This is a genomic window from Sporofaciens sp. SGI.106 (assembly GCF_050314255.1).
Taxonomy (GTDB): Bacteria; Bacillota; Clostridia; order Lachnospirales; family Lachnospiraceae; genus Claveliimonas.
The window spans coordinates 41,313-58,583 of sequence record NZ_JBNPMZ010000017.1 but is presented as its reverse complement, the minus strand read 5'-3'; the positions used below and the strand labels follow the sequence as shown (position 1 = coordinate 58,583).

20 protein-coding genes are annotated in these 17,271 nt (G+C 53.2%); 1 reads left to right on the top strand and 19 read right to left on the bottom strand.

Going from position 1 to position 17,271, the window contains the following annotated elements; translation table 11 throughout:
* The coding region (locus ACQRCC_RS11995; RefSeq protein ID WP_427851016.1) for a type II toxin-antitoxin system prevent-host-death family antitoxin at window positions 1–271 on the top strand (271 nt) is incomplete at its 5' end.
* 149 nt (window positions 272–420) lie between these two features.
* Here the strand turns inward: ACQRCC_RS11995 and ACQRCC_RS11990 are convergent.
* The 19 genes from ACQRCC_RS11990 to ACQRCC_RS11900 form a co-directional block, all read right to left on the bottom strand.
* Window positions 421–837 (bottom strand): hypothetical protein, encoded by a 417-nt coding sequence (locus ACQRCC_RS11990; protein ID WP_427851015.1) that lies wholly within the window; start codon window positions 835–837, stop codon window positions 421–423.
* On the bottom strand, window positions 834–1,679 hold the full coding sequence (locus ACQRCC_RS11985; RefSeq protein WP_427851014.1) for a DUF3990 domain-containing protein: 846 nt from the start codon (window positions 1,677–1,679) through the stop codon (window positions 834–836). The genes ACQRCC_RS11990 and ACQRCC_RS11985 overlap by 4 nt, the downstream gene beginning before the upstream one ends.
* A gap of 98 nt (window positions 1,680–1,777) precedes the next feature.
* The gene (locus ACQRCC_RS11980; RefSeq protein WP_427851013.1) at window positions 1,778–2,515 is read right to left on the bottom strand and encodes a hypothetical protein; all 738 of its coding nucleotides are present in this window, start codon (window positions 2,513–2,515) and stop codon (window positions 1,778–1,780) included.
* A complete protein-coding gene (locus ACQRCC_RS11975; RefSeq protein WP_427851012.1) occupies window positions 2,512–5,826 on the bottom strand; it encodes a phage tail tape measure protein in 3,315 nt (1,104 codons plus the stop codon). Before ACQRCC_RS11975 ends, ACQRCC_RS11980 begins: the two co-directional genes overlap by 4 nt.
* Window positions 5,827–6,013: 187 nt before the next feature.
* Entirely contained in the window at window positions 6,014–7,315 is a 1,302-nt protein-coding gene (locus ACQRCC_RS11970; protein ID WP_427851011.1) for an ATP-binding protein, read from the bottom strand.
* A gap of 448 nt (window positions 7,316–7,763) precedes the next feature.
* Window positions 7,764–8,117, bottom strand: a complete 354-nt coding sequence (locus ACQRCC_RS11965; protein ID WP_427851010.1) for a hypothetical protein — start codon at window positions 8,115–8,117, stop codon at window positions 7,764–7,766.
* A 16-nt stretch (window positions 8,118–8,133) separates the two neighbouring features.
* Entirely contained in the window at window positions 8,134–8,712 is a 579-nt protein-coding gene (locus ACQRCC_RS11960; RefSeq protein ID WP_427851009.1) for a major tail protein, read from the bottom strand.
* Complete coding sequence (locus ACQRCC_RS11955; RefSeq protein ID WP_427851008.1) at window positions 8,705–9,034, bottom strand: hypothetical protein; 330 nt, start codon at window positions 9,032–9,034, stop codon at window positions 8,705–8,707. The genes ACQRCC_RS11960 and ACQRCC_RS11955 overlap by 8 nt, the downstream gene beginning before the upstream one ends.
* A 4-nt stretch (window positions 9,035–9,038) precedes the next feature.
* Window positions 9,039–9,419, bottom strand: coding sequence for an HK97 gp10 family phage protein (locus ACQRCC_RS11950; protein WP_427851007.1), 381 nt, complete (start codon window positions 9,417–9,419; stop codon window positions 9,039–9,041).
* Window positions 9,416–9,745, bottom strand: coding sequence for a phage head closure protein (locus ACQRCC_RS11945; RefSeq protein ID WP_427851006.1), 330 nt, complete (start codon window positions 9,743–9,745; stop codon window positions 9,416–9,418). Before ACQRCC_RS11945 ends, ACQRCC_RS11950 begins: the two co-directional genes overlap by 4 nt.
* A gap of 9 nt (window positions 9,746–9,754) precedes the next feature.
* A complete protein-coding gene (locus tag ACQRCC_RS11940) occupies window positions 9,755–10,030 on the bottom strand; it encodes a head-tail connector protein (protein ID WP_427851005.1) in 276 nt (91 codons plus the stop codon).
* Between the two features lie 68 nt (window positions 10,031–10,098).
* Complete coding sequence (locus ACQRCC_RS11935) at window positions 10,099–11,304, bottom strand: phage major capsid protein (protein ID WP_427851004.1); 1,206 nt, start codon at window positions 11,302–11,304, stop codon at window positions 10,099–10,101.
* Between the two features lie 16 nt (window positions 11,305–11,320).
* Window positions 11,321–12,175, bottom strand: a complete 855-nt coding sequence (locus ACQRCC_RS11930) for a head maturation protease, ClpP-related (RefSeq protein ID WP_427851003.1) — start codon at window positions 12,173–12,175, stop codon at window positions 11,321–11,323.
* Window positions 12,096–13,451: a phage portal protein gene (locus tag ACQRCC_RS11925; protein WP_427851002.1), complete on the bottom strand. Its 1,356-nt coding sequence runs from the start codon at window positions 13,449–13,451 to the stop codon at window positions 12,096–12,098. Before ACQRCC_RS11925 ends, ACQRCC_RS11930 begins: the two co-directional genes overlap by 80 nt.
* Before the next feature lie 30 nt (window positions 13,452–13,481).
* Window positions 13,482–15,044, bottom strand: a complete 1,563-nt coding sequence (locus ACQRCC_RS11920; protein ID WP_427851017.1) for a terminase large subunit — start codon at window positions 15,042–15,044, stop codon at window positions 13,482–13,484.
* 59 nt (window positions 15,045–15,103) lie between these two features.
* The gene (locus tag ACQRCC_RS11915; protein WP_427851001.1) at window positions 15,104–15,580 is read right to left on the bottom strand and encodes a phage terminase small subunit P27 family; all 477 of its coding nucleotides are present in this window, start codon (window positions 15,578–15,580) and stop codon (window positions 15,104–15,106) included.
* A 137-nt stretch (window positions 15,581–15,717) separates the two neighbouring features.
* The gene (locus tag ACQRCC_RS11910; RefSeq protein WP_427851000.1) at window positions 15,718–16,089 is read right to left on the bottom strand and encodes a hypothetical protein; all 372 of its coding nucleotides are present in this window, start codon (window positions 16,087–16,089) and stop codon (window positions 15,718–15,720) included.
* Window positions 16,090–16,290: 201 nt separating this feature from the next.
* The gene (locus tag ACQRCC_RS11905) at window positions 16,291–16,677 is read right to left on the bottom strand and encodes a hypothetical protein (RefSeq protein ID WP_427850999.1); all 387 of its coding nucleotides are present in this window, start codon (window positions 16,675–16,677) and stop codon (window positions 16,291–16,293) included.
* Window positions 16,670–17,239 (bottom strand): hypothetical protein, encoded by a 570-nt coding sequence (locus tag ACQRCC_RS11900; protein ID WP_427850998.1) that lies wholly within the window; start codon window positions 17,237–17,239, stop codon window positions 16,670–16,672. The genes ACQRCC_RS11905 and ACQRCC_RS11900 overlap by 8 nt, the downstream gene beginning before the upstream one ends.
* Between the last annotated feature and the right edge of the window lie 32 nt (window positions 17,240–17,271).

The following is a 17,271-nucleotide window of genomic DNA, read 5'->3' as shown; positions in this document are numbered from 1 at the left end:
GAGCGTTATGCCGATTATCAAATCCAACACAGACTTGGGAAATGACTACGACAGCATTTCTACTCTGTGCCACACTTACGGAGAGCCGATATTCATTACGAAAAACGGCAAAGGGGATCTTGCCGTCATGAGTATCGAGGCTTATGAAAAGATCACCGCAAGATTTGAACTTTATACAAGCCTCGAACGCGGTTTGAAAGATATCCAGGAGGGCAATACACGGCCTTTTTCTGAGGCGCTTTCTGACTTGAGAGGGCGCAGGAAAAAATGAGCCAAACTGTCCAGCTTGTTCAGCTCGGTATTTACAATGGTGACTTTTTTCTGCTGAAATTTTTGCGGATTCCCGCATTTTTCTCAGCATGATTTCAAGACATGAAAAAAGCACCCTGGAATTTCCAAGATGCTTCTGTGAAAATCATGTTATTTCTTTTTCGCTTCTTTCAAACGGTCGATGGCCATTTCGATATCGAGCGTGTGATATCCATAGTACATAGCGTTGACGGTTTGTGCGTCCGCCTGCTTGTAGATTACTTTGCTTGATTCGCCGGTATAGAAGTGCCAGTAACGGTACAAATACCCGGCCCAGTAAAGTGTTTCGCTGTCGAAAACAATCCCTTGTTTTGAAAAGCCTTCCGGATACTCTTCCTTCATCCGTTCCATGATATACTCTTTCCCGGCCCACTGGGTATAGTCAAAATCACTGTCCAGACCTTCTGAGATCTTAGAGTGCATAAAGACCCGGATGAATGTCTCGCTGTCGTATCCTTCCACGCCGCTCATTTCAAAAAGGGCTCCCTGCATTTCCGATAGGGAACGCCTTAATACTTTATCCGTCATAACGCATCACCTCGCAATATCTCATCAAAATAACGCCCATCACGCCGGTGTTCTGTGACGATACGATCCGCAAGCGCGATACCTTCTTTTCTCCGCACCACACTTCTGTCTTTCAGAATCATAAGGTCCAGCTTCTGCAGGGGGCGTTCTTTGATGATTCTAATCTGATCACAGGCCTTTTCTGTGATCGCCACATACTGTCTGCCCAATTTCAATGCAGAAAGAGAGCCTATCAAGGCTGTATCCGTAATTCGACGTTCAAAAAAGTCGGTCAGCACCTGATACATTCTGTCGTTCGCAATGTACCCGATGATCACATCATATCCGTCTGCCATGTGGGCATATTTCTCATAAATCATGTTGCCCGCTTCGCCATCCATATATCCACGATAATAAGCAATCAGCATCGCCCAATCAAGTCCCATCTCCACATCCAGAACCCGGAGGTTTTCCATATTGAATTCCAGGGTATAGAATACGGGATTCTTCTCATTGCAGACGAGTGTCAGCGGCTGGATCGGGTCTGTTCCCATATAAAAGCCCCTGCCAAAATCACACCTGCTGCGGCTGATTGGCTGAATGCTGCCTGAAATTCCAAAGCGGGAAGCATGATACAGCACATGCTGGTTTTCATCTGCTTGTTCTCTTTCCACAATGTACTCTGCCAAATCCAGTTGATGGCCCACGCATATCTCGTACAGCTGCTTTTGTGCCATCAAGCTGGGTTTGGCTTTTCCGTTTTCCCAGCGGTTGACTGTTACCGGCGAGACACCCATCAAGGAAGCCAGTTGTTCCTGGTTCAGATTTAGTTTTGTACGGATTGTTTTAATCAGGTCTTTCATAGCTCTATCCTCTTAACATCTGTTAGTATTTATATTATACCACTTGTTAATAGAATTATCAAGCTATACGACAGATCGTTCACAAAAAAGATACGCTTTTATACCGTCCACCAGTTGGGTGTGATCCACACACGGTTCAGATACAGTCCTGTGCATTGCACCAGGTTTCTGCCTGGTTTCAGCTCGAAGAACTCTCCGTTGCTCAGGACAAAGTCGTTATTCTTATTGACCCGTCCTCCACGCAGATAAATATCCTGACGGTCACAGTCGATGATGAAGTCCTCACCGGAACCGGGTTTCTGTACAGAGATGGTCACACCATTTATCGTGATACTGCCGCCTTCTTCAGAATCCGGGAACTTGAACCGCAAGGTGGGAGCAGCGGTGTATGGCGTGGGGTTGTAAATATATCCGCCATTCATCACCGTCTGCTCGATCTCCCCGGACTTCAGAAACAGCTGGGGCTTGCAGTTGAACTTGATGTCCACTTCTCCCACCAGCGCCCGCTTCTTCACATCCGGGTCCAAGGCGGACTCAAAGACAGCCATACGGAAATACTCCGGATGATAGCTGTCCTCAAGTCTGTGGTACCCGGGTTCGGAAAGCAGTTTTGCATTGAAGGCGTCGAAGTTGGTGCGCAGATTTTTCACGATACCGCAATGGTAGGTGATGTCCAGGTTCTGATACCGGTTCCCAAGCTGAATGAGGTCGCCATTCCTGCCCGGAACAGAAATCCTGGTCACATCCGGCTGGGGACGGGTCCAGGTATCTTCGCCGGAAATCCTCAGGCCATAGTCACGGGAGTTCATCCCGTTGTAGATGAATTCATGTCTCACGTTCCCATCGCCGCCTTTCTTCTCATCACGTTATTGTTGATGCGGTATTCGATCTCGTCTGCCAAAGCCCGGATGTCCTGGTTTTCCTTGGCGTAGACGTTGATGTTCACACCGCCGTAGTTGATGGTCGTGCCTCCTGCCATGGAAGCCACCGCGTTTCGGATCATCTCCATCAGGCTCTGGGTGCCAACGACTGTCTCACTTCCTGCTTCACCACCGGCAAGAAGCTGATTGCCCTTCATACCAAAGATGGTCGGAGCGTTCAGGATCATGCCGTCTTCCATAGCCTTCTTGTACCAGCTGATGGAGAAGTGCGGCACGGAAGGCGGGTTGATGGAGAACTTACCCGAAATGGAGATGTGGGGCAGTTTCAGCTTCGGCAGCGACCAGGAGAAGTTGAACTTGCTCTTGATGGCCGAGATGGCATTGGACACCGCATTCTTTGCGTTGCTCATGGCATTGGAGATGCTGGTCTTGATGCTCCCGAAGATATTGGAAACCGTGGATTTTGCGGCATTGAAGCCGTTGCTGATTCCGTTCTTCACGGAGTCCACAGCACTGCTGACAGTGGATTTGATTCCATCCCACACGGAGGATACCTTGGTCTTGATGCCGTCCATCACGCTGCTGATCGTGGTTTTCATGGTATTCCATGCGGTAGTCACACCGGTCTTGATGCCATCCACAATGGGGGTAATGATGGACTTGATGGCGTTCCATGCGGTACTCAGGGCATTCTTGATGCCATCCGCAATGGTGGTCACCGTGGTCTTGATGTTCTCCCATGCCGTGGAAATCCCGGTCTTGATGGTTTCGATAATGGGAGAAAGCACCGTCCAGATGGCGGTCCATACCGTTTCCAGGGTGGTCTTGATGGCTTCGATTGCCGCAGACACCTTGGATTTGATGGTCTCCCAGGCTTCGGTCACCGCATCCTTGCAGTTCTGCCAAATGAACTGGAACGGAACGGTCAGAATCTGGAATGCCGCAGAGAACAGCTCCTGGATGAACAGGATTCCAACCTGCACCACGTTCTTAATGGTCTCCCATACGGAAGAAACGGTATCAGAGATGGCCGTCCACACCGAGGTGAAGGTCTCCTTGATGCCGTTCCAGGTGTCCGAGAAGAACTGCTTGATGGTGTTCCAGGTGTTCACAAAGAACTCCTTGATGCCGCTCCAAACGGTATCCCAGTCGGTGCCAAACCAGCCCAGGAACACATCCGCCAGATTCTTAAGCCCATCCAGAACCACGGAAAAAGCACCCTTGATGCCCTCCCAGTAGCCGGAGAACACCTCCTTCACACCGTTCCACGCCTGATCCCAGTTGCCGGTGAAGATGCCAGCGAACACATCAAACAGCCCCACCAGAACATCCAGCACAGCGCCAAGCACCACCGAGATATAGTTGAAGGCCGTCTCAAAGACCGGAGCCAGCACCGCACAGAAGCCATCCCACACGGCTTTCAGCACCTCGGTGAAATTCTCAAAATCAAAGCCCAGGGCATTGAGCCGATCCGTGATGGCCTGTCCGAAGGCTTCAAACTTGGCCTTGATGCCCTCCCAGATGGCGATGATGTTGTTGCGGAATTCCTCGTTGTTCTTCCAAAGGGAAACGAAAGCCGCAGTCAGAGCCGCAACCACCGCGATGATTGCCCATCCCACAGGACCAATGGCGGCAATCGCGGATGCAAGCTGTCCTCCCGCACCCACACCCAGCTTGGCCTGATTTACAAAGGTAAGGATACCTTTGCCCATGGATGCAATCGACTGCATGGCCGACCCGACACCGCTTGTGAGCTTACCGACCACAAGGAGCACCGGACCGATAGCCGCCGCAAAGGCCGCAATCTTGAGGATGGTGTTTCGGGTTCCCTCATCCATCTGTTGTAGCTTTTCTACGAACTCCTGCACCTTCGCCACAATGCTGCGGACGGTAGGCATCAGGGCATCACCGATCTGGATGGCAAGCTCCTGCAGGGCAGATTTGAGAATCGTGATCTGGCCATTGAGGTTATCCTGCATGGTCGCCGCCATCTGCTCTGCGGAGCCATCACAGTTATCAATGGCAGTAGCGAGTTTATTCACATCCGCTTCCGAAGCGTTCATGATGGCAAGGAAGCCGGACATGGCGTTCTTACCCACCAGGGCTTCTGCGGTATTGGCCTTCTCGGATTCGGACAGCTTGGAGAACGCATCCCGGCAATCCATGATGATGTCATTAAAGCTGCGCATGGAGCCGTCTGCATTGGTCGTTGCGATGGTCACCTCGCCAATCGCGGCTCCGGCGATCTTGATATCCCCAGTCAGGTTGGTCATGATGGAACGCAGCGAGGTACCAGCCTGGGTGGACTTGATACCGGCATTGGCCATCAGACCGATGGCAAGAGCTGTATCCTCCGCCGTGTATCCCAGAGCACCCGCGATAGGCGCAGCGTACTTGAAGGTTTCGCCCATCATGGACACATTGGTGTTGGCGTTGGAGGATGCCGATGCCAATATATCTGCAAAATGCCCGGAGTCCTTAGCGGATAAGCCAAAGGCGGTCAGGGCATCGGTCACGATATCCGAGGTGGTCGCCATGTCCTCACCGGATGCCGCAGCCAGGCTCATAATGCCTTCGATACCATCCAGCATGTCCCCGGTTTTCCAACCGGCCATGGCCATGTACTCAAAGGCCGCACCGGCTTCGGAAGCGGAGAACTTGGTCTTTGCGCCCATCTCACGGGCCTTTTCCCGAAGGTCATCGAACTCATCCCCGGTGGCACCGGAAATGGCCTGAACCTTGCTCATCTGGGCATCGAAGTCTGCGGTGGTCTTGACTGCGGCAGCGCCGATAGCAACAATGGGTGCTGTCACATTGGTGGTCAGCGTTTTGCCCACCCCGGCCATCTTGTTGCCCACATTCTCTAAGGTCTGACCCACACTGTCCAGCTTGTTCAGCGCGGCATTGGCGTTGGCGGCTTCCTTGGCCAGGCGTTCCAGTTCCTGCTCGGTTGCGATAATCTCCCGCTGCAGGGCATCGTACTTGTCCTTGCCCAGATCACCGTTTTCCATCTGGGCCTTTGCCTGTTCCTGGGCGGTTTTGAGTGCCTCCAGCTTTTCCTTGGTTGCGGAGATGGAGTCTTTCAAGAGCGCCTGCTTCTGGGTGAGCAGTTGGGTATTGGTCGGGTCCAGCTTTAAGAGGCGCTCCACATCTTTCAGCTGTGTCTGGGTATTTTTGATGACCTTATTGACGGATTCGAGGGCCTTCGACAAAGGTCCGACGTTGCCGCCAATCTCAACGGTAATACCGGCGATCCTTGAAGCCATTTTGCTCCCCCTTTCTGATGATTCAAAAAAATTCATGCTACTGAAACTTTTGCGGATTTCCGCATTTTTCTCAGTATCTTTCTTAGGGCACAAAAAAAGCACCTTATGCGTTTCGCTGCATAAAAGTGCTAGTTCAGTGAATAAGAAAACCCCGCTGATTTCCAGCGAGGTCTGCTTGGGTTATTGTTTAGTGGGTAAGAAAGTCTTCATCCAGTAGGAATTGCTCCACTCCTACATACTGAATACCATTCTCATCTCGCCACGGTTTCATATAGTCTTTTACCACTACAATCTTTCGGAAAGAATCCGGAATGCGGATTAAGGACGCGATTTCCTGTGCTTTCTTATCCGGGTCATCAATAGAGAGCGCCGATTGAATATAACAGCGTTCGTCTCCTCTGTTGACCACAAAGTCTACTTCCAGCTGTTTCCGTACCTTTTTGCCATCCGGCTCCACGGCATGCTGCTCAACCACGCCGACATCAACATCGTATCCTCTTCGGATCAGATCATTGTACAGCACATTTTCCATCAGATGGGTTTCTTCAATCTGCCGAAATCCAAGACGAGCATTACGCAATCCAGGGTCAGAGTAATAATACTTGACAGGAGTCCTGATATATTTCCTCCCTTTCACATCATAGCGTTCAGCTTTTTGAATCAGGTAGGCGTTCATGAAAAAGCCAATGTAGCTGTCGATGGTACCGGGAGATATTTCGATGTGTCGTTCCGTGTGAAATGTGTTTGACAGCTTGGTAGGGTTCGTGAGAGAGCCAACCGCTGAAGCAAGAATGTTCAGGAGGATTTCCAGAACTTCTTCATCCTTTTTGATCTTATTGCGTTCCAGCACATCCTTGATGTAGGTGCGTGAAAACAAGTCTCTCAAATATCGGCTTCTTTCCTCATGCGTTTCAAGGGTCCACACCAGGGGCATGCCACCATAGGTGTAGTAGTCGCGCCACGCACCACGTTTGTCTCCATCATAGTGTTCATAGAACTCTTGATACGAGAGCGGATAGACTTTAATCTCGTCCCCTCGATCACGGAACTGCGTGAGTATATCCGAAGACAGCATTTTTGAATTGCTTCCCGTGACATACACATCCGCATTCGGAATCTTCATGAGCCCTAGCACAACATCAATGAATGTCAGCTTTGCCTCCGGGTCATCCACATAGGGGTTTGGAACAGTAGAAACAAACTGTATTTCATCCAGGAAAATATAATAGCGCTTGGTTTTGTCCAAGATGCGTTCCTTTACATATTGGTTCAGTTCAAATGGATTTCTGTATTTTGCATTATCGATTTCATCGAGAGCAAGAGCGATGATTTGGTCTTCTCCTACTCCTGATTCCATCAGGTTACTGCGAAACAGATTAAACAGAAGATAGGATTTCCCACTTCTTCGAAGACCCGTGATCACTTTCACACGTCCGTTATCTTTCTTCTTAATCAATTGTTCGAGGTATTGTTTGCGTTCGTACTCCATACTTACCTCCTGCTGAAATATTTGCGGTTTTCCGCATTTTTCTCAATAGCACTATTAGTATACCATATTTTCACTCAGATATCAATTGTTCTACTGAAATTTTTGCGGATTTCTGCATTTTTATCAGCAGGCGGTCTTTTGTCATTTTTCTCCCCCCGACAACTTCTGATGATTCATGGCGGAGTATTCGTGAGGATGGTATCCACACCCTTCCCACAAAGCCGCAGAAACACTGCATTTCCATGAGAAAAGGTGTGGATATCCCATCACCAGCGGTCGAAATCGTCCTGCGTTGCAAGGGTCGCGTATTCCACGCTGTCATTCCCCTTCTCTGTCCAGATGTCCAGCACAAGACCGATCGTGAGGAGGTCAAGATCCGGAATGGATATCCCAACCTCCATACACCGCAGCAGGAAAAGCGGTGTCGTTAATTCACGCTCGGTCTCTCTCAGTTTTTTGCGGACTTCACATCGGTGAACAGGTTACTGCCCCACAGCTCCAGGATTTCCGGCAGGACCTCGTAGATGGAGAACATCTCGAACTGATCCAGCCACTCGTCAATGGAAGCAGGGGTGCTGGGGTCCGCATGAAGGGCCATGATATAGGCCACGTTCTCGAAGATTTCCAAATCCTCGATCTCCAGCTCCTTGGTGCCATCGTCCTTGTCCTTGTAGGACTTTTCCAGTTTGGTCAGGTCCTTGAAGATGTCCCGCTTGAACTTGATGCGGTACATGCGCGGGATCGCCGCAGAACTCTTGAAGGTGACTTCCTGCTCACCTACTTTGACAGTCTTCTTCAGCATATGGTCTTACCTCCTTTTAGCCCTGGGGCTCAGCGGTCACATCCGGGACATACACCGTCTTGTACCAGTCCTTATAGGTGGTCTCCTTGGTGTCCGCACCGGTACGCGCCTTGATGAGTCCGTCCTCACGGGCATCCGCAGCCAGGGACAGGGTCTCCGTGCCAGGCTCAATGCTGCCCTCTTTGGTCTTACTGTCCACGGTCGGACGGGAGGACACGGAGCAGTTGTACATGACATGTCGGATGGCCTTCTTATCGCCGTCGAACTCAAAGAGCAGGGCGAAATACACCGGCTCGATATCCGTGTCGGTCTCCACCAGCACACCGTTGTTGTCCTTCAGCTCCTTGAGAACCTTCTCGCGGAACCAATCGGGAATCAACGCGATCTCCAGGTCACCGGAATAGCCGTTGTTGGACACGGTACGGAAATACACGATACCATCCGCATAGAAAGGACTGGTTTCGCCCTGTGCATCCAGGGACAGGCTCACTGCGCCGGGAATGGCCACAGGCGTTTCATAGGAATAGCCGCCGTCCTCGGTGTGGGTCTGGATCGCCGCATGCACATTTTTCAGGTTGTACTTGATCTTATTCATCGCTTAATACCTCCATCGTGTAGAGCACCTCGTAGAGCCGCTCATCGGCGATCCATACTTCGCTCTTGTCATAAAAAATACCGCGCTGGTCCAGCACGGCTTCCACCTTCGCCTCGATCTCCGGCTCCTTCTTGTCTGTGTACAGCTCAAAATGGAGTGCGTTGATCTTGGCATAGACCTGACCGTCAGCGGAAAAGTTATCCGAGGACGGAAACAGGAATACAAGGAACGGAGGGTCTGGGCTTTCTCCTTCTGCAAAGTGGTCATAGGCCACCGGAAGCCCCGTCTCCTCCGCCATGTTTACTACCTCTTCATAGGTCATGGCATCACCCTCCCAGTGCTTTTTCGATATCTCTTAAGAGCACTTCTTCCGCGTGCTCCTCCGCAGGTTTGATATGGGGAATCGCCCTCACTCTGCCCCCGCCTCGTTTGGCATGACCATTCTCCAAAAGGTGCGCGATCATGTATCGGGAGGGAGAGTAGACGGTCACCTGGATGCGCTGGGAATCCTCTGCGGTCACCTTGGTCTTCCAGGACTTGGCGTATTTGCCGGTCCGCACAGGCGCGGAATCGTTGATGTCGGACTTGGCGGTCCGTCCGGCCTTTTTCACAGCCTTCTTCAGCTCGTCCGCTGCGAGGTCCCGGTACTTTTCCAGTTCCTCCCCAATCGCCTCTTCCATCTGATCCACCGACACATTCCTACTCATCGCTTCTCCTTCCTGCAGGCAAACCGGATTTCCTGCTTCTGGTAGTTCATCCGATCCACCGACCGAATGTTGTACACAGTATCGTGGAAAAGGATGCGATAACCGGTGGATGTGACTGCTGCCAGTTCCGGGCAGTACCGCACCTGGAACGTAATGCTTTCTTCTTCGGAAACCACCACATCCCCATCCTCGCTCACGGTATAGGTGCTTGCGTATGCCCAGCAGGAGAAGTAATCCGACCAGACCGGCACACGGTTTTTATACTGGTCCGTCACGATCTCGTTTTTCTGGAAGGTGATGCGCTCGTTCATTCTCCCGATCTTCATGCGCCCTCCTTAAAACCTGCTCTCACGGATGGGAGACAGGATTGCCCGGAGTGTCCGGATCAGCTCCTTGTGGTCGGCTTCTTCCCTGTGCTCATATAGATAAGCCAGGGCATAAAACACAGCCGCCCTCATGGTGGGCTTTTCTTCCATCTCCTCGGTTGCTTCCTTACGTGCCACATCCATGCAGATGCTTTCCGCAGATTCCAGGAGGCTTTGGATCAGGGTATCCTCAGATGCGGAATCCACCCTCAGATACTGTTTTGCTTCCTCCAGTGTGATCAGCATCGTTCTCTACCTCCAATAAAGGAAGGTGGCCCCGGTTAAGAGGCCACCCATGGGTCTACCTGTTACAATCAGCCCGCAGCGCCCTTCATCTGCAGCACCTTGATGGCTTCCGGCAGGATCAGCTTGCCGTCCACACGCTGGGAGCCACGGAAGCCCACCTGGCCGTTGACAGCGAACAGCTCATCCAGACGACGGAAGGAACGACCCTGACGGTCGGCGATCCAGTAGTAGGAGAAGTCGCCAAAGGCGATGGCCTTATTCCCCGCAGCCAGGGAAGGCATATAGCGGGATACCTTCACGGGACGGCCCAAGATGGTGTCAGGCGCACCTGCGACCAGACCAGGCTGCCACAGGTACTGGCCGTTGTTGTCCTTCAGCTTACGGATGAACTGGACGGTGGAGTCGTTGAGCATCCACACGGCCTTGCCACGGTAAGGAACCGCCAGACTGTGGTAGAGGTCGATGAGCTCATCGGCAGTGATGGCCTTGTCGCCAGCTGCGGTCACACCCAGCTCTGCGGAGCTCAGGAAACCGGTAGGCTTGCCGGTGCCGTTGCCGGTGATGAACGCCTCTTCCTCCGCATTGCCGATACGACGGGCAAACTCGGTAGCCAGGTAGGACTGGATATCGAAGATGGAGTCGTTGAGCAGCTCCTCGGAGACCTTGATCATGGTGCCCAGCTTGTAAGCACCGATGGTGATCTGGGAGAAAGCCTCATCGGATTCCTTGTAGGAGCCTTCCTCATCCACCCAGGAAGCGGAACCGTGGGAAGCCACAACAGGGATCTTGCGGTCGCCGGAAGTGGTCTGGATCACATGGGCCAGGGTACGGAAGATGTTGTTCTCGGACAGGCCGGACACCAGGGTGCGCTCGAACTCGTCAGGGACCAGATAGCCGCCTTCGGAGTCGGTACCGATCTGAAGGGCATTCACGATGGCACGGTCAGGATTCTTCATGCGCATGGCATTCCAGAAGTTCTTCTTGTACTCATCGGAAGCACGACCGGTCTTCTCCTCACCATGGGGATTCTGAGGCTTTCCGGTGATGGGGGTGTTCACAGGCAGGGCCATCTCACGCTCCATGGCATCCAGACGCTCCTGGCGCTCAATCTCGTGGCCCAGGTCCACAATCTCCTGCTCCATCTGCTCGTAGGTGTGGGTGTCCTCAGCGGAGAGGATACCCTTGTCGTTGCGGTGGGAATCCAGGAAAGCCTTCGCGGACTCCCAGGTCTTGGCACGCTGCGCACGCAGCTCGTTAATCTTGTTCTTTGCCATAATCAATACCTCCGTATTATTTCAAAAGGCTCAATCTCTTCATGAGATCGGCGATGTTTGCGCCCTGTTCTTCTTCAGCCGGAGTCAGAGGGCACTCCTGAGTGACCGGCTTGTCTTCGGGTTTGGGTTCGGGGTCGGATGCGGGGTTCGCCACAGGGGTCTGCTGCGCAGGTTCCTTGGGCTCGGGTTCAGAATTTGCCACAGGTTTGGTTTTGAACTTGCCCTCCAGCTTGTTCCAAAGACGCATCTCAGAAGACTTTGCGGCAAAAGAAAAAGCCACGTCATCCGTGGCGCACTTCTTCTTTTTGTCCTCCAAAATGTCATCGGCGAAACCCAGCTCGATGGCCCTGTTGGCATTCATCCATGTCTCCGAATCCATGAGGTGGGAAATCTTGGCGCGGCTCATGCCGGTCTTGATTTCATAGGCGTTGACGATGGACTCCTTCACCTCATCCAGCATGTCGATGGCCTTCTGCATCTCTGCGGTGTCTCCAAAGGCCACGGTCATGGGATTGTGAATCATCATGAGCGCAGTCGGGGCCATGAGCACCGTGGTACCGGCCATGGCGATCACAGATGCAGCGGATGCCGCAATGCCATCGATCTTGACCGTCACATTGCCAGTGTAGTCCATCAGCATGGAGTAGATCTGGCTGGCTGCAATGCAGTCACCACCGGGGCTGTTGAGCCAGATGGTCACCGGGCCGTTCCCCGCAAAAAGCTCCTCCCGGAACATCTGTGGGGTGACATCATCGTCAAACCAGGATTCCTCGGCAATCGTGCCGTAGAGCTCAAGGACTCGTTCGGCTTCGCCTTCCTGCCCGGTTTCCGGTGCCAGGTTCGTCCACCTCCAGAACTTCTTGTTCTTCATCGGTTTCTTCCTCCTTCTTCAAAGTTTCAGATTTATCTCCACTGGCATAGGCATTGTTCTGTTCCACCTGAGACAGGGGGAGCATGTTGCCGTTCACCAGGTAAAGATCACCGCCCAGCTCCGCAGGGATGCGGTCGAGGTTTTCCAGCTCCCGGATGTCGTTGGCGGACATCCAGCCGTTCTGCCGTGCTGTGGCGTAACCGTTCATGCGGGACTGGTAATCGCCGCGCAGCAGACCTTCCACGTTGAACCGGAAGAAGTACTTGCCCTTCTCGTCATCGTCAAGGAGCGCCCGCTGCAAAGCCTGTTCCCACCGGCACACCCAGGGATTGAGGGTGTACTTCACGAACTCAAGACTCTGCTGTTCAATATTAGAAAAACTCGACTTCTCCAGGTCACCCACCATATGGGGCGGCACACGGAAGATTCGAGCAATCTCATTGATCTGGAACTTTCGGGTTTCCAGGAACTGGGCTTCGTTGGGGCTGATGGAGATGGGGGTGTATTTCATCCCCTCTTCGAGGACTGCCACACGGTGGGCATTGGAGCTGCCGCCAAACGCTGCATTCCAGCTATCGCGGACCTTGGCGGGGTCCTTCAGGACGTTGGGGTGCTCCAACACACCGCTGGGTGCTGCACCATTGGCGTAGAACTTACTGCCATATTCCTCGGCTGCGATTGCAAGACCGATGGCGTTCTTTGCCATGGCGATGGGGCTGTAACCCACAAGGCCGTCAAAGCCAAGCCCCGGTACATGCAGGACTTCATTGGGGTACAGCTGGTAGACCGCACCCTTCATGGTGGGAGCATCCTCTTTCATGGTCTGGTACTCATAGTAGAGCTGCCCCTTGGCATCCCGCTCCACCTTCATGCGGTTGGGCATCAATGGATACAGCGCGATGATGTCGCCCTTGCCGTTTCGGATGATCTGCGCGTAGGCGTTGCCCCACAGGAGCAAATGGCTCATGAGGGTTTCCCGGAAGATGAAGGATGTCATCTCGGGATTCGGCTCGTCGTGGAGCAGATGGTAGAGCGGATGCTCCACCGCCTTAGTCTTGCTGCCATCGTCCTCGTAGCGGTACATGTGCAGCGGAAGTCCTGCAATCGACTCCGACAGGATACGCACACAGGCGTACACCGCCGTCATCTGCATGGCGGACCGTTCATTTACGCTTTTCCCGGCTGCGGAAGATCCCATGAAGAAGCTGTAGGCACTGCCGGATGTGGCGTTCTTGGGACCGTCGCGGGTCCGAAACAAACCACTGAGAATTCCCATTGTTGTTTTCTCCTTCCTGCTCTGAGAGCACTAAAATACGATCAGGGGGCGTTCATCATATACACTTCCCTGCTGACCCTGGTTGCGGATGCAGCGGTCAAGCGCCATGATGGTGGCGACGATGCCGTCAATCTTCTCCGGCGACTTGGCCTTGGTGGGCTTGATGTTCTCTGCCGGGTCCCGGTCCACCACAACGTTACCAGCCATCCACCGCAGGACCGGATTGCCGCCGTGGATGATCTTGCCTTCCATGAGTAGCTTGTAGAACTCCTTGGTGGGAGGGCTCATATCCTTAAAGCCCTGACCGAAGGGCACCACAGTAAACCCCATGCCTTCCAGGTCCTGCACCATCTGGGTCGCACCCCAGCGGTCAAAAGCGATCTCCAGGATGTGGTACTGTTTGCCCAGGTCCTCGATAAACTTCTCGATGAAACCGTAGTGGATGACGTTGCCTTCGGTGGCCATGAGGTAGCCCTGCTGATGCCAGACATCATAGGGAACCGATGCCCTGCGCACACGAATGGGGATGGTGTCTTCTGGAATCCAGAAGAACGGGAGGACAATATATTTCTCGTCCTCGGTGCGCGGAGGAAACACCAGCACAAAAGCCGTGATGTCACCGGTGCTGGATAGGTCCAGACCAGCATAACAGTCACGGCCTTTTAAGGCTTCCATATCAATCGGGATGTTGCCCAGGTCATAAATCTGCTCCGGGATGAACCGGGTCAGGGATGCGACCCACATGTTCAGACGAAGCTGCTTGAACACGTTCTCCTCTGCCGGGTTATCCAGGGCCTCTTGGAACATCTCCCGGACACGCTCAATCTTGATGGTCTGGCCCAGGGAGGGATTGGCCTTGTACCAGTTCTTCTCGTCTGTCCAGTCATCGTCATCGGTCAGCCCATACACCACCGGGTAGAAGGTGTGGTCGATCTTTCTGCCAGCTAAGATGTCCAGGGCCTTCATGTGGAGCTCGTAGCAGATGGACTCCTTATCCGTACCAGCTGTGGTGATCAGGAAGAACAGGGGCTGCTCTCGGGCATCACCGGAGCCCTTGGTCAGGACATCGTAGAGCTTGCGGTTCGGCTGGGCATGTACTTCGTCCAGCACAAGGCCGGATACGTTCAAGCCGTGTTTGGTACCTACCTCAGCGGAAAGCACCTGATAGAAACCGGCATTGGAATAGTTGACGATGCGCTTGGTCGCCGCCATGATCTTGCAGCGCTTCATCAGCGCCGGAGACATCTGCACCATCTGGTTGGCCACATCGAATACGATGGACGCCTGTTGGCGGTCCGCAGCAGCGCCGTAGACTTCCGCAGAGGGTTCATTGTCGGCGAACAGCAGATACAGGGCGATGGCAGCGGCCAGCTCGGACTTGCCGTTCTTCTTTCCGATCTCCACAAAGGCGGTACGGAACTGGCGGTTTCCGTTCTCGTCCACAATGCCGAATACATCCCGGACGATCTGCTCCTGCCAGGGGAGCAGCCAGAACCGTTTGCCAGCCCATTTGCCCTTCGTGTGCCGGAGGTTTTCGATGAACCGCACAGCCCGGTCGGCTTTCTCCGCATCGTAATGGGATGTGGGAAGCATGAACCGGGACGGCACATAGTTTTTGAGCTTCGGATAATTCTTCGGCCTGGTTTCTGCCATCAGCTCCCACCTCCCAGCAGCTCTTCCATTTCATCTACAGCGTTGCCGCTGGATTCACTGGAAGCAATGATTCTGCTTCGGGAGGAAGGGGTCAAGCCAAACTGCTCCGCAAACTTGTTCATGATTTTCAGATAAGTCTGCGCGATAGAGACTTGCGGTACCTGCTGCCAGTAGCCGGAAGGGGTCTTGACGATGGAACCGTGCTGGGTGATGAATTCCTCAGCTTCCTTCCACCGGGCATAGGCCTGGCAGTAACCGGCGAAAGCAGCCATGTCCACCTGGGTGAGAATTCCAAGCTGCTCCATCTGCTTGGCAAGCCGCCGCCACTCCTTCTTGGCTTCATCCTCCAGCCACTTAGGACAGGCAGGAGCTTTTTTCACAGGCTTCGGCTCTTTGTCATTGAGCGCCCGCTTCCCCGGATTCCCTTCCAGCTCCTTGATGGCGGTGGGCGTGGGCTTTCTTCCTCTGGTTGCCATATGGGCATTCCTCCTTCCTCCGAAAAATGGGTAAAAGAAAAGACCCTCACAGGAAGTGAAGATCTTCGTTATCTGTCAACAGACAGAGGAAAAGACCTGCTCTTGTCAGGCCCTTTCCTTTATCTGCCGGGTGTATCTTAAAGGCTGTAGCGTTCGCCGGTCAGGATGTTCACCACCGTCTGGCCTTCGCCAAAGGCTGCTCTCATCTCGTGGAGTTCTTCCGCGCTTGCCGGTCTTGCGTTCCTGCGGTACTCCGCAAGGCTTCTGGAAACCTCGTCCTCCCGTGCCGCCATGGTGGCTTCCACGCTTACCTTGTCGGTAACGTAGGTGAGCTTTTCCAGCATGTCGCTCATCAGGACCCGCCCGATGCAGTTCCTTGCCACCCCGTTCTCGTCGATGGTGATCTTGCCGTTTTCCAGGTCGGCCCGAATCCCAGCCAGCTCCTTCTCTGCGCTGTTTTTCCAGAAGGCTCCAAGGGCTCCGCTCAGTTCCTTTTCAAATCTTGTCATTGTATTTTCCTCCGTTTTCTTGGCTGTTTTCCCTTTCGGTAGTAGCATATTAGCTCTGAAAAGCACATATAGCAAGTCAAGATAGAGGGAAATACCACACAATCATTTACCCGGATTCTTGTGTATCTTACAGCAGAACAGCCACGGGATAGAAGGGTCTCAACTACCCCGTGACTGGTCTGCATCGCCGCCTTTTACACCTTATTCCAGGTAGGGAAGGCTGCCCTTGATATCAGAGGGAACCGCGCCGGACCACACAAAGCTGTTCTTCAAATAATATTCGTTGTAACTTGCCGCCGTGCGGTTTGCCCTCATCTTGGCCTGTTCTGCCCACCCCTGCTTTTCAGAGTCGGGGTTGTCTTTATACTGCTCGTAGGAGATGCGGTCTGCTTCGTAGTTCGCAATCATGGCCCGGCAGGTGTCCTCCACCTTTTTCCGGGTTTCATAGCGAGTGGCATCGTCCACCTTCTGCACCGCGAAGTTGTAACCGTTGCGGAGGGCGACCCCAGCGGGGGTGACGAGGAATACACCCACCGCAACCACCAGCGCCACCAGGAGCAGCGCCAGAACTCGTTCTGCTTTACTCATGACCCTTTTCCTCCACATAGACGATGGGGTTGTCTACCTGGACGGGAACATCGGTATACAGGTAGGTACCGGTCCACTCGTAGTAATTGCCGTCCGTGGTGAAGAAGAAGATACCGCTGTCATTCTCGCCGTAGCTGCCATCCACATCCGCAAGCCAGTTATTGTATCGTGTATATTCGCTGGAAATTTCAAAATACTCACTGTCGGGGGAAAGGTAGCTGTTCAGGCTGGTGACCTTGCCATCCACCACATGGCGACCGATGACTGCACCGTTTTCGGAGAACAGTACAATATATCCCAGGGGCTTCTCCACAGGGCATGCCAGCGTCATGGCTTTCTCCCGCTGACCATTGACCCAATAGGCTCGCTTGATCAGGTTGTAGCGTTCCAGGGAATAGTCGATGTCCGTGGGGGTGGCCTGGTTGTAGGACAGCGTCTGCTGAACCACCTGCTGCTTCTCGGTGTCCGTGGTCGCGTACTCAACGGCGTCACAGCCGGTCAGGCAGACACACAGGACCATCAAAATGGCCATCGCCAGGAAAAGGGGTACGATTTTCTTCATTGAATTTACCTCCAAAGTTTTTTTATTCTTGT

Excerpts from the sequence above, each read along its gene's own strand:
- ACQRCC_RS11990 (WP_427851015.1), bottom strand. The coding sequence starts at position 837 with ATGACGGATAAAGTATTAAGGCGTTCCCTATCGGAAATGCAGGGAGCC.
- ACQRCC_RS11985 (WP_427851014.1), bottom strand. The coding sequence starts at position 1,679 with ATGAAAGACCTGATTAAAACAATCCGTACAAAACTAAATCTGAACCAG.
- ACQRCC_RS11975 (WP_427851012.1), bottom strand. The coding sequence starts at position 5,826 with ATGGCTTCAAGGATCGCCGGTATTACCGTTGAGATTGGCGGCAACGTC.
- ACQRCC_RS11970 (WP_427851011.1), bottom strand. The coding sequence starts at position 7,315 with ATGGAGTACGAACGCAAACAATACCTCGAACAATTGATTAAGAAGAAA.
- ACQRCC_RS11965 (WP_427851010.1), bottom strand. The coding sequence starts at position 8,117 with ATGCTGAAGAAGACTGTCAAAGTAGGTGAGCAGGAAGTCACCTTCAAG.
- ACQRCC_RS11960 (WP_427851009.1), bottom strand. The coding sequence starts at position 8,712 with ATGAATAAGATCAAGTACAACCTGAAAAATGTGCATGCGGCGATCCAG.
- ACQRCC_RS11955 (WP_427851008.1), bottom strand. The coding sequence starts at position 9,034 with ATGACCTATGAAGAGGTAGTAAACATGGCGGAGGAGACGGGGCTTCCG.
- ACQRCC_RS11950 (WP_427851007.1), bottom strand. The coding sequence starts at position 9,419 with ATGAGTAGGAATGTGTCGGTGGATCAGATGGAAGAGGCGATTGGGGAG.
- ACQRCC_RS11945 (WP_427851006.1), bottom strand. The coding sequence starts at position 9,745 with ATGAAGATCGGGAGAATGAACGAGCGCATCACCTTCCAGAAAAACGAG.
- ACQRCC_RS11940 (WP_427851005.1), bottom strand. The coding sequence starts at position 10,030 with ATGCTGATCACACTGGAGGAAGCAAAACAGTATCTGAGGGTGGATTCC.
- ACQRCC_RS11935 (WP_427851004.1), bottom strand. The coding sequence starts at position 11,304 with ATGGCAAAGAACAAGATTAACGAGCTGCGTGCGCAGCGTGCCAAGACC.
- ACQRCC_RS11930 (WP_427851003.1), bottom strand. The coding sequence starts at position 12,175 with ATGAAGAACAAGAAGTTCTGGAGGTGGACGAACCTGGCACCGGAAACC.
- ACQRCC_RS11925 (WP_427851002.1), bottom strand. The coding sequence starts at position 13,451 with ATGGGAATTCTCAGTGGTTTGTTTCGGACCCGCGACGGTCCCAAGAAC.
- ACQRCC_RS11920 (WP_427851017.1), bottom strand. The coding sequence starts at position 15,044 with ATGCTTCCCACATCCCATTACGATGCGGAGAAAGCCGACCGGGCTGTG.
- ACQRCC_RS11915 (WP_427851001.1), bottom strand. The coding sequence starts at position 15,580 with ATGGCAACCAGAGGAAGAAAGCCCACGCCCACCGCCATCAAGGAGCTG.
- ACQRCC_RS11910 (WP_427851000.1), bottom strand. The coding sequence starts at position 16,089 with ATGACAAGATTTGAAAAGGAACTGAGCGGAGCCCTTGGAGCCTTCTGG.
- ACQRCC_RS11905 (WP_427850999.1), bottom strand. The coding sequence starts at position 16,677 with ATGAGTAAAGCAGAACGAGTTCTGGCGCTGCTCCTGGTGGCGCTGGTG.
- ACQRCC_RS11900 (WP_427850998.1), bottom strand. The coding sequence starts at position 17,239 with ATGAAGAAAATCGTACCCCTTTTCCTGGCGATGGCCATTTTGATGGTC.